General features: G+C 35.3%; 8 protein-coding genes and 1 riboswitch. Of the genes, 2 read left to right on the plus strand and 6 right to left on the minus strand.

What is annotated here, in order from left to right; translation table 11 throughout:
• Window positions 1–203 precede the first annotated feature (203 nt).
• From guaA to V7014_RS12395, 6 genes are all read right to left on the minus strand, one after another.
• Entirely contained in the window at window positions 204–1,739 is a 1,536-nt protein-coding gene (guaA, locus tag V7014_RS12370) for a glutamine-hydrolyzing GMP synthase (protein ID WP_335507570.1), read from the minus strand.
• A 256-nt stretch (window positions 1,740–1,995) separates the two neighbouring features.
• Window positions 1,996–2,097: riboswitch (purine riboswitch) on the minus strand.
• A gap of 43 nt (window positions 2,098–2,140) precedes the next feature.
• A complete protein-coding gene (locus V7014_RS12375) occupies window positions 2,141–4,366 on the minus strand; it encodes a transglutaminase domain-containing protein (protein ID WP_335507526.1) in 2,226 nt (741 codons plus the stop codon).
• On the minus strand, window positions 4,363–5,547 hold the full coding sequence (locus V7014_RS12380; protein WP_335507529.1) for a DUF58 domain-containing protein: 1,185 nt from the start codon (window positions 5,545–5,547) through the stop codon (window positions 4,363–4,365). Before V7014_RS12380 ends, V7014_RS12375 begins: the two co-directional genes overlap by 4 nt.
• Window positions 5,547–6,503, minus strand: coding sequence for an AAA family ATPase (locus tag V7014_RS12385; protein ID WP_335507531.1), 957 nt, complete (start codon window positions 6,501–6,503; stop codon window positions 5,547–5,549). Before V7014_RS12385 ends, V7014_RS12380 begins: the two co-directional genes overlap by 1 nt.
• A gap of 765 nt (window positions 6,504–7,268) precedes the next feature.
• The gene (locus V7014_RS12390; RefSeq protein ID WP_335507533.1) at window positions 7,269–7,730 is read right to left on the minus strand and encodes a GNAT family N-acetyltransferase; all 462 of its coding nucleotides are present in this window, start codon (window positions 7,728–7,730) and stop codon (window positions 7,269–7,271) included.
• Window positions 7,731–7,993: 263 nt separating this feature from the next.
• Complete coding sequence (locus V7014_RS12395) at window positions 7,994–8,569, minus strand: GNAT family N-acetyltransferase (protein WP_335507535.1); 576 nt, start codon at window positions 8,567–8,569, stop codon at window positions 7,994–7,996.
• Window positions 8,570–8,662: 93 nt separating this feature from the next.
• Here V7014_RS12395 and V7014_RS12400 point away from each other — a divergent pair, with 93 nt between their 5' ends.
• Window positions 8,663–10,024, plus strand: a complete 1,362-nt coding sequence (locus V7014_RS12400; protein ID WP_335507537.1) for a PLP-dependent aminotransferase family protein — start codon at window positions 8,663–8,665, stop codon at window positions 10,022–10,024.
• Window positions 10,025–10,117: 93 nt separating this feature from the next.
• Window positions 10,118–11,020, plus strand: coding sequence for a DUF2935 domain-containing protein (locus V7014_RS12405; RefSeq protein ID WP_335507539.1), 903 nt, complete (start codon window positions 10,118–10,120; stop codon window positions 11,018–11,020).
• The last annotated feature ends 41 nt before the right edge of the window (window positions 11,021–11,061 follow it).

Here is an 11,061-nt window from a genome sequence, read left to right on the forward strand (position 1 = left end):
GACTTAATACTAATACCATAAATATTCTCACATATAGTCCAGAGTCTTTCTCATTTTTATTTAGCTATTTATAAAACTAAAAAAAATACCCCTGTCTAATTTCGACAGAGGTTATTTTTCGTGAACCACCAGATTTTTGGCGGGGAATTTGGAGGGGAATTTATTAATTTCAACTTAAAATTNNNNAAATTTTATTTTATTTATTATTCCCACTCAATAGTAGCAGGTGGCTTAGAAGTAATATCATAAACAACACGGTTGATATGTGCTACTTCGTTTACAATACGTACTGAAATCTTTTGAAGAACGTCCCAAGGAATACGTGCCCAGTCAGATGTCATTCCATCGATTGAAGTAACGGCACGGATACCGATTGTGTAATCGTACGTACGAGCATCACCCATAACACCTACGCTGCGGATGTTAGGAAGTACTGTGAAGTATTGCCAGATGTCACGATCAAGTCCAGCTTTCTTGATTTCGTCACGAAGAATGTAATCTGATTCACGAACGATTTCAAGTTTTTCTTCTGTAATTTCACCAAGTACACGAATTCCAAGACCTGGGCCTGGGAATGGTTGACGCCAAACTACTTCATCAGACATACCAAGTTCTGTTCCTAATGCACGAACTTCGTCTTTGAATAATGTATTTAATGGCTCAATTAATTTGAATGCCATATCTTCTGGAAGTCCACCTACGTTGTGGTGTGATTTAATTGTTTGAGCTGTTGCTGTACCACTTTCGATAATGTCAGTGTATAGAGTTCCTTGTGCTAGGAATTCAATACCTTCAAGTTTCGCTGCTTCATCATCGAATACATAGATGAATTCGTTACCGATAATTTTACGTTTTTCTTCTGGATCAGAAACGCCAGCTAACTTGTTCATGAAGCGCTCTCTTGCATCCACTTTAATAACATTCATGTGGAATTGCTCTGTGAAAGTCTTCATAACGCCCTCTGCTTCACCTTTACGAAGAAGACCGTGGTCAACGAAGATACAAGTTAATTGATCGCCGATTGCTTTATGAATTAATACCGCAACAACTGAAGAGTCTACACCGCCGCTAAGTGCGCATAGTACTTTCTTATCGCCAACTGTTTGACGGATTTTTTCGATTTCGATTTCGATAAAGTTGTGCATTGACCAATCACCTTTACATCCACATACGTTAAATGCAAAGTTCTTCAGAATGTCATTACCGTATTCTGAATGTTGAACCTCAGGGTGGAATTGTACTGCGTATAAGTTACGTGATTCATCACTCATACCTGCAATTGGACAAGAAGCACTTGTTGTATCGATTACAAATCCTTCAGGAGTTGCTGTAACTAAGTCACCATGACTCATCCACACTACTTGATCAGTTGGAAGTTCTTTATAAAGAGAAGATACATTTTGAATATTGATTTCTGCTTTACCGTACTCACTGTGATCTGCCTTCTCTACTTTACCTCCGAAATGCGCTGTCATCAGTTGCATACCGTAACAAATACCAAATACCGGAATACCCATATCAAAAATACGCTCATCACAACGGAATGAATTCTCATCATATACGCTGTTAGGACCGCCTGATAAAATGATTCCTTTTGGATTCATTTCTTGTAGTTCTTCCATTGTAATTGTATGTGGATGTAACTCAGAATACACGCCAAATTCTCTAATTCGTCTTGTAATCAGCTGGTTGTATTGACTACCAAAATCAAGTACTACAATAATCTCTTGATTTTGCATTTCTGTTTTTCCTGCCACAAAAGTCACCTCTAAAATGTATTTTATAAAATTAATATCAACCTTAATAAGCAGATTGATTCATAGTACCATTATTGAACTTATCTTATCATTTGCTTCCCTTTATCCAAAGCGATAAAAAAGACGTTTTTAAATAAGGATAAAGAAAAAACTAGAACCTACATTTACATGGCTATAGCATATAAATGTAGTCTAGTTTTATTTCCAATCGTTCCTTAAGAAGAAATAAGCGCAAAAGTATGCGCTTATTCCACTTCATAGTCAGGTCATTTACGGCGACCCGGTAGAAACTTTCGAACCATATTATCGAGGATATACGAAGGAAATGATATTAAGTTATATTTAAAATCAAATTCTATTGTATCAATAGTATAAAAAAGAGGTCAAGTTATAGTTTTTTTCATAACGATCTTCCACAGCATTTTTGCTTTCTGCCAATTCTCAACTGGATTTTCTCCTCGATATACGATTCTTTCATAATAAAATGTAAGCTCGCTCATTTCACTACTTTCATACATACTATCTACGTAAATAGCATATTCTCTTAGTGTTTGATCTTGCATTCGCTTCAATCCAGAACGCTGTAATTGTTTCAGCAACACCGCATATGCCTTCACAAATGTTTCTTCCTCCGTATCTTTTCTTCTAAAGAACCAAAACCATAAGTAAGGCAACCATTTTCTTCTACTAGCAATCAAGGCGATTACTAACACTACAATAGCACCTATACTAGCCATTATCACTGGCCAATTATCCGACCATCGATCAACCACCGCTTTTACTTTATCGCTAAAGCTTGTCTCTTCCTTGGTTATAACTTGCTCTTTCTCTTTCGGTTCAGGCTTCTTTGTTTCTTCTTTCTCTTGTTCAGGAGTATTAGTATCAGTAGAAACATTTTGAGAGTCCTCAAAACTTATCGGATTAGTATATCCTTTTGTTGGCTCGAACGGAACCCAACCCGTATTTGGAAAGTATACCTCTACCCAAGAGTGAGCATTATTATTGGTGATTTCATAAATGATTTTTCCATCTTCATATTTTTTATACTCACCTTCTGTATATCCTTTAGCCCACCTAGTTGGAATACCAATCGTACGAAGTAGAACCGCCATTGAGGTTGAAAAATGATCACAATATCCGCGTTTCGTTTCAAAAAGAAACTGTTCTACGAAATCTTGATTTACTCTTGGATATGGGATATTTTCATGATCATACACAAATTCTGGTCTATCAAAATAATTTTCGATCGCCTTCGCTTTGTCATACCAATTTGTTTTATCTTTCGTAATAGATTCAGCTAATTGTTGTAGTCGTGAACGAACTTCCTGAGGAATAAGGACATCCGGAAGCTTCGTATACGTATAGAACAATTCATCTTTAGGCATTCCTTTCACTTCTCTTAATTTAGCCACATCAAACACAGGCATTCGATATACTGTTTTATAACGGTCTAATTTGATACGTTTCCCTTCTTCATTTACACTGACAATTTTATTATTCATTTGTGTATAAAGATATGAAACATCTTCTCCTCTTTCTGAATCCAGTGAGATTATACTGCTTTCACTCATCGGCTCAGCATAAGGGATGTGCACATATGGAAGCTTTACATCTACTTCATCAATGAGAAGATCACTCTTTTGTACGTTATCAGAACAGCAGTTTTCAGGCACTTCCTCTCCGTTATTAAAAGGTTCGATTCTAGAGTCTGCAGTTGAACCCCAGCCTTTTCCTGTATAGACATCTTTCGTTTCGACTTTCCAATAATGTTTCTCGCTTACCTTCGCTGTAAAAACCGTTGTGTCATCACCTATAAAGTCGCCACCTAAAGTAGAGTCATCTTCGCCATACCCTACCTTATTAACAGAGGAGGTTTCTTTGCTCTTATGCTTTTCTGAATAAGAAATAAAAAACGGAACAGGATCTGGCCATTGCGCTGGTAGCTTTGGCGATGCAAACCCTAATATACTACTGATTGCTATCATTACAATTAACGGCAAAAGCCAAATGCCATATTGTTTTTGACTAATGAATAAATTTTCATTCTGAATTAATCGGTAGAATGTTAAATTTCCTAGCAACAATATTCCAATAATAAACAATCGAACAATTGCCATATCTCCATTATAAGGTGTAAATGTATCCAGAATCGTTACATATAACACACTCAATAAGAAGAAAAGAAAGATACTCCGTTGAACCATCACCCAATAATGAATCAAGTATGTCATAACCCAAAGTAATAGGAATAACAACGATGTTTGAAAGCTATACGCCATAGAATCCACATCAAATTGAAATAAGGAAACAACACTTTGCATAAAATCGGCAGCGAAAGCAAAAAGCCACTGAATATTAAAGAATGAAAAAGCACCATAGTAGAGAAAATGATTTGCCCAAAACACGTACACTACTAAAACCATAATCTTCAGCGCTGTTTTCACCTTCAAGAAACGCAATGTAAAAGGCAAAACAAGAAATATGTAAAATACATACACATTGTCTATATCCGTTATAGCCTTCAATGGATATAGCCACTCTAATAGAAGCAAATAACCCATTATATAAAAAGCCATTTGAGAAAGGCGATGCAAAGGTACTTGTCTCATTCGCCTACTCCCCTTTCAAAAGAAGTTGGGTAAATATATCTGCAATTAATCCCTCTAATGGCTGCATCTACTTGAATCTCTCTTTCATTCTGATTGAGATCTTGCTTACTCTTCATAACAAGAAGAGTTGAAGTAGAATATCCCTTTGTAGAAGAAATAAAAGCTAGCAACTCTTTCGTAATTTGTGATGTAACAAAAATATATGAAGAATTGGCTGGTATAGATCGTTTATTTAACGTCAAAGGCTTTGTTTCATTCTCTTCAATCATTGCTAGAGCATAAAATACTTTCTGCCTCTGATGCTCACCTCTACCAACTGCTATTGGTTGATGCATTTGTGCAGTACTTGTAAATGCGATTCCTATTCGATTTTGTAAATAGGTATTCGTAAGTGTCGCAATAAACGATACCATGTCTTCGAATAAGGATGATGGACTTTGATCAAGAATAACTACAATATCTTGGCTTTGTCGCTCTTCAAAATCTTTCGTCATCATTTCGTTTCTTCTAGCAGACGCTTTCCAATGAATCCATGACTGCTTATCTCCAGGTGCATAATCTCGCACACCTGAGACAAGTGCTGTTTCATTATGTTTTCTAACGAATGCTGACTGTTGTCCCTCTTCATACATTGCTTCAAGCTGGCGAGCAGTCATTTGATTATACCTTGGATACACCAACAAGTGATTGTGGCTTTCAATAGCTGTTGCCCTTTCATATAAACCTAGAAAATCACCCGTTTTGATTAGAACTTGTTCGAAATGATGGTCCCCTCGCACTGCTTTTGGAATCGTGTAGGTTAGCTTCATTTCTTTACGAAACAAAGGAAAGAGAATACCTTTCGGTTGATGAGAAGTCTTTGTGAGAAAACGTTCTGGTAGTTGATCTTCCACTGTTAAATAAAGCAGTGGAAAGATATTTGTCCGCTTTAGAGTCAATTCAACTTCCATTTGTTCATCCGCACGATACTCTGATTCATTAAAACGACGACTTATTTCCACATTCTTCAGCGGATAGATACTAAGTAACAACGGATATAGAGCAAATGGTATAAAACTATAAAAAAGAAACCAGCTTACAAAACCGCCTTGAAACATTGCATATATGAAAGATGCAATGACGAAAAAAAGCACTAACCCGATTTTCAAATAGGGAGCTGCAAGCATTCTTAACTTCTTCATCATTTCTTCACTAACCTTTGAACCGGAACGGGAATACTAGATAAAATGCTTGTAATAATTGATTCCTGACTGATTCCTCCGTATTTCACCTCAGGCTTTAAAATGATTCGATGAGCAAACACATATGGGGCTAAATATTGAACATCATCTGGTAGCACATAGTCTCTTCCTTGCATCAATGCATATGCTTGAGAAGCTTTCATTAAGGCTATAGATCCACGCGGACTAACACCTAATTCAATGCTATGATGATTACGTGTCTCATTCGCTATTTTTACGATATATTCTTTAATCGCCTGTTCCACATGTATATGCTTTACTTCTTCCTGTAAACGGCGCACTTCCTCAATCGAAACGACAGGCTTTATACCTTCAATCGGATGATTAACTTGTGATCGAGTTAGCACATCTACTTCTTCACTTGGATATGGATATCCCATTTCCATTTTTAATAGAAACCGATCTAGTTGGGCTTCTGGTAGTGGATACGTTCCTTCATGCTCAATTGGATTTTGTGTAGCCATTACTAGAAAAGGTTGCTCCAGCTTATGTGTTACGCCATCAATAGTTACACTTGCTTCTTCCATTCCTTCAAGGAGTGCAGATTGTGTTTTCGGAGAAGTACGATTAATTTCATCAGCAAGAATGATATTTCCCATAATCGGACCTGGACGGAATACAAACTCTTGATCACGTGGATTGTAAATACTTGTTCCCGTAACATCTGATGGCAACAAATCAGGCGTAAATTGAATGCGTTTGAAGCTCGCTTGGATAGATGTAGCGAGTGCACGTACCATCATCGTTTTACCAACACCTGGCACATCTTCTAATAGCACATGACCTTCAGCTAACATAGCTACTAAACTTAATTCTGCAATATTTCGTTTCCCTATTATTACACTATCTATATTTTGTAAAATTGTCTCAATAACATTATTTTTTCGTTCGTACACCCTTACACCCTCCTTAGAGTAGATTAAACATTTAAATATTATGAAAATTAAAACCTCTTCCAATAATACCATTTTTCCACTATACATTTGATGAAAAATCCTAATAATACCAAATAAGTTGATGAAATAGGTCATGCATATGATCATTTCTACTGGTTAAAGAGCATATATTTTGTTTTTCATGCATGTAATTCGTTTTTCGTGCATTTCCCTTCCAATATCATGTATAAACTTCACTTGAAAAGCGCAAGCGCCCGTCTTGCTCCGTATGGACTGGAGCCCTTCGACTGAGATAAAGGAAACACGAAGAGCTGATAAGCGATTCGTCTTATGGCAGCGGGGCTAAACGGGCCGATTCCGCATTTCTAAGTTGACTTATCGTAGGGAGAATGGCGAAGTCTACTAGGAGCTGGGCGCTGGAGCTAGACATAGAATCACTCATTTAAAAATAGTAACCACCAATTATTTTATAAAGTGAAACTTTAATCGGTGGGGGTTTTCGTCCATCCCCCACCGATTATTAGTTGAACCAATCGGATTCTTACTGGAGTTTCATATCCCACTTAAACGTCTTTGCTTATACTTTCGTTTTGAAGTGGGAGTCTTAGCGCCTGTTAGAACGGGATAAATGTTATAATGAAAAAATAAAAGGACATTACATATTTACTTAGCTATATGTAATGCCCTTTTTAAATTTTCGATTTAGTTAAAACGTCTTATTTAGTCCTACACTAACTTTTGATTTCGATCGAATGGAGATGTAAATCATAATTCACATCTCATTGTGTGCATAACGTGTTTATATCCTAGTTTTTCATATAATTTCATAGCACCAATATTTTCGGATAATACATTTAATTCTATATAGTCTAATCCGCGATGTTCAGCCCACTTTTTCGCTTCTGATAGTAAAACAGAACCAATTCCATGACTTTGATATTGACTTCCTACAATAACATCAACAATAAAAGCATATTTGTGTTTTACTAAACAATTATATGGAGGTGTCATTAATTCTTGGATGAGTAAAAAACCTATTGTGCTGTCATCTTTTTCAGCTAGTAAAATATCTGATTTTTTATCATTTATTGTGTTTCTAATAAAATTGACATCCTGCTTTGCCGGTTTAATATATTTCGGCTGAAGGTTAGACATTTCTAAAAACAATTCTTGATATAAGACTTCTATTTGAGTAATATCTTCTATCGTAGCAATTTTGATTTTCATTATGAACCTCCTATTACATTTAACATATTGCAGTATGTATTCCATTAATCATACAGCTTATAGCGCTTATTTAACAATAATGGCATTATTTTCAAAACAATAGAATTATTCACTATTTATTATACCGAACTTTGCTGAGTAATTGAAACCTTTATAAAGTTGATAAATTATGATCATTTGCTAATTGAGTAGTTTTCAATATTTAGTTAGGCTAGTTATAGTTTAAGCTGTATTACCTTAAAGTCTATCTAGTTTTTCTAAAGTTATTTCTTTAGTAAAACTGTACGGAATCGCTTCTTTATTACAGGCCATTCTTCGTTAGTTATACTGTACATAACAGTATGTCGAATGGTTCCTTCTTTACGGATCATATGATTTCGTAATACTCCTTCCTTTATAGCTCCAAGCCGTTCTATTGCTTGTTGTGACCGAATATTTTCATGTCCTGTTTTAATTTGAACCCGTTGAAATTGTAATACTTCAAAACAATACTCTAGTAATAAGTATTTACAATTAGTATTCATTTTCGTCCGCCAATATTTAGGGTTAATCCAAGTTGATCCTATTTCTAATCGTTTATGTGACATAGAAATATCCAGAAGCCATGTTGCTCCAATTATCTTTTTCGACTCTTGATCAACAATAACATAAGGAAACTCTATACCACGATCTTTTTTCTCAAGTGCATCTAGTACATATTTCTCCACATTGTCCCGCGTCATTAAATTATGAGACATATGCTCCCAAATACGTGTATCGGCTGCTGCTTCATATAGTCCATCTATATGAGTAATCTCCATCGGTATTAGTTTCACAATGTTATTTTCTAAATTTTTCATTTTTCTCACTCCTTCTCTTTTATTTAATGATAAATCTGATATGCTTTACATAACCAAAATTAAATATTTTTGCCATACCAGAGGAGAAGCGGAATGGAAATACAAATAACTTTTTCAGGTAAAAAATCTAAGTACATAGAAATTTATGAGCAGCTCCAACAAATGATTTTACAGCAAGTTTTAAAGGCACACGTAAAGATGCCTTCAAAACGACAATTGGCGAAACAATTAAATATTAGTATTTATACAATACAAGAATCATATGAACAACTTCTAAGTGAAGGTTTTTTATATTCAGAGGAGCGGCGAGGATATTTTGTCGCGGAGATCGAGGATAATCTGAATTATAAGCTACAACCTTTAATCAAAGATTGTTTACCTGTCAAAAAGGAATCATTTATAAATTTTCAAAATGGGCAAATTGATGCGAAGATGTTTCCTTATAAATTGTGGAATCGCTTATATAAAAAACACTTATCTGAAACACATATAAGTAATGCATCATGGTACGGTGAGGATGCGCTTAGAATTCAAATTGCAGAATATTTACAGCAAGCAAGAGGATTTCAATGCCAAACAAGTCAAATATTTATTTTTAGCGGAACACAACAACAATTAAGTTTGTTGTGCCAGTTTTTCAAACAACCAAAAGTAGGCATTGAAGAGCCGGGCTTCATGCGAGCGCTATCTGTTTTTAAGCAACTTCATTTGGATACTGCACATGTTTTTTTAGATTCGGAAGGATGTACTGTACCTAAGCAAAAAGTAAAACTTTTATATACAACACCAGCTCATCAATATCCAACAGGAAAAATCATGTCTATCAATAGAAGGATACAGTTATTAAATTGGGCAAAACAAGCAAATGCGTACATACTTGAAGACGACTATGATTCAGAATTCCGGTATAAAGGGTCGCCTATCCCCTCGCTAGCGCAACTAGACCAATTAAAACATGTTATATATTTTGGTTCATTTTCGAAAACACTCATGCCTTCAATTCGATTAAGCTATATCGTTTTACCTTTAGCCCTTGTAGAAAGTTTTCAACAGTTCAATTTACACCAAAAATCAACTGTCTCCAGAATTGATCAATTAATTATTGCAGATCTGATGCAACAAGGTAACTATGTAAAACATATTGCAAAAATGCGCACATTATATCGTGCTAAAAGAAAGTGTTTAATAGAAGCGATTGAACACTTTTTAGGGAATGAATTTGAAATAATTGGAGATGATGCAGGGCTACATATGATTGTTCAATTACCTTTATGGTTAACTGAGCAAATGGCCATTAATCGTGCCAAATCAGTTGGGATTGCTGTCGATGCAGTTTCTACAATGTATCATTTCAACAAACCAAATCATCAAATCATGATTGGATATGGGGCACCAACTATCGAAGAAATTCGACACGGCATACAAGAAATAGCAACTGTTTGGAAAAAAGATTAGGAAGTTAACAGATGATAAACTCCATGTTGTTTGGTCTTAAAGATAACTAGAAGGAATATGATGTAAATGACTACTTAGAAAAGGAGGAAATGGATGAAAAATCAGAAACATATTCCGGGACATATTACTGAACAACAATATAATCAAATGCTAGTCCCACCTGAGTCATTTGCTGCAAAGCCTGAATCACTTACTGAACAATTGTTTGTTGATCGTTCACTTACGGAAAATAGATTTTGGCTCAGAATTATGAAAGAACATGCTTTATTTTTAGGTGATGGCTTTCATCGAAAAGATATTAATCTTATTCAACAGACAGATAGATTTTATCGTTACTTCGAGCAGCAAGAAAAGAAAGCATATGAAGTACCCAACAATGTAGAATTAGTGAGGAAATTAAATGAGGAAAGCATAGAACTAGTTTACGGATTTCGTAATTTCAAGCGCAATCTTCTTATTCTTATAATAAATTGTAAAGTAAGCGGTTTTAATTTCCCCTTACTTGTCGATCATACTGCGCGAGAAGCGGAATACTTCATGAGAACATTAAAAAAGTTTAATAAAGGGATTTTAGAACCAATACAAGATGCCATCATTAACGAGAATGTATTTTGGTTACGGATTATGATGGAACATTCTCGATTTATAGGTTCATTATTAGATCAATCTGAAAGAAATTTAGTGAAAACCTCCCTTAAGTTTGGAGATGACTTTGAAACACTTTTAAATCAAGCAAGAGATGTAGAATCAATGTTATATCGTAAGCAGCCTACATATCCTATTATCGGTAAAATGAATAAAGACAGTGAAAACGCCACTACCGAACTTCAAAGTTTCAAAAAAGCCGGTTTAGAACTTATTCAATCATGTCAAATTAAAAGTGTCATCAATCCCCTCCTTGCCGACCATGTATTGCGTGAAGCTGGTCATTTCCTATATATGATTCAAATATTAGAAGAACGCTTGAATGTTAAGAAAAACGAAGAACAGTACTAACACTATTGTTTAATCATTTGATGAGGCTGTCCGAAAAGTGA

It is taken from the genome of Bacillus sp. JJ722 (genome assembly GCF_036963345.1).
Lineage (GTDB): Bacteria > Bacillota > Bacilli > Bacillales > DSM-1321 > Bacillus_AD.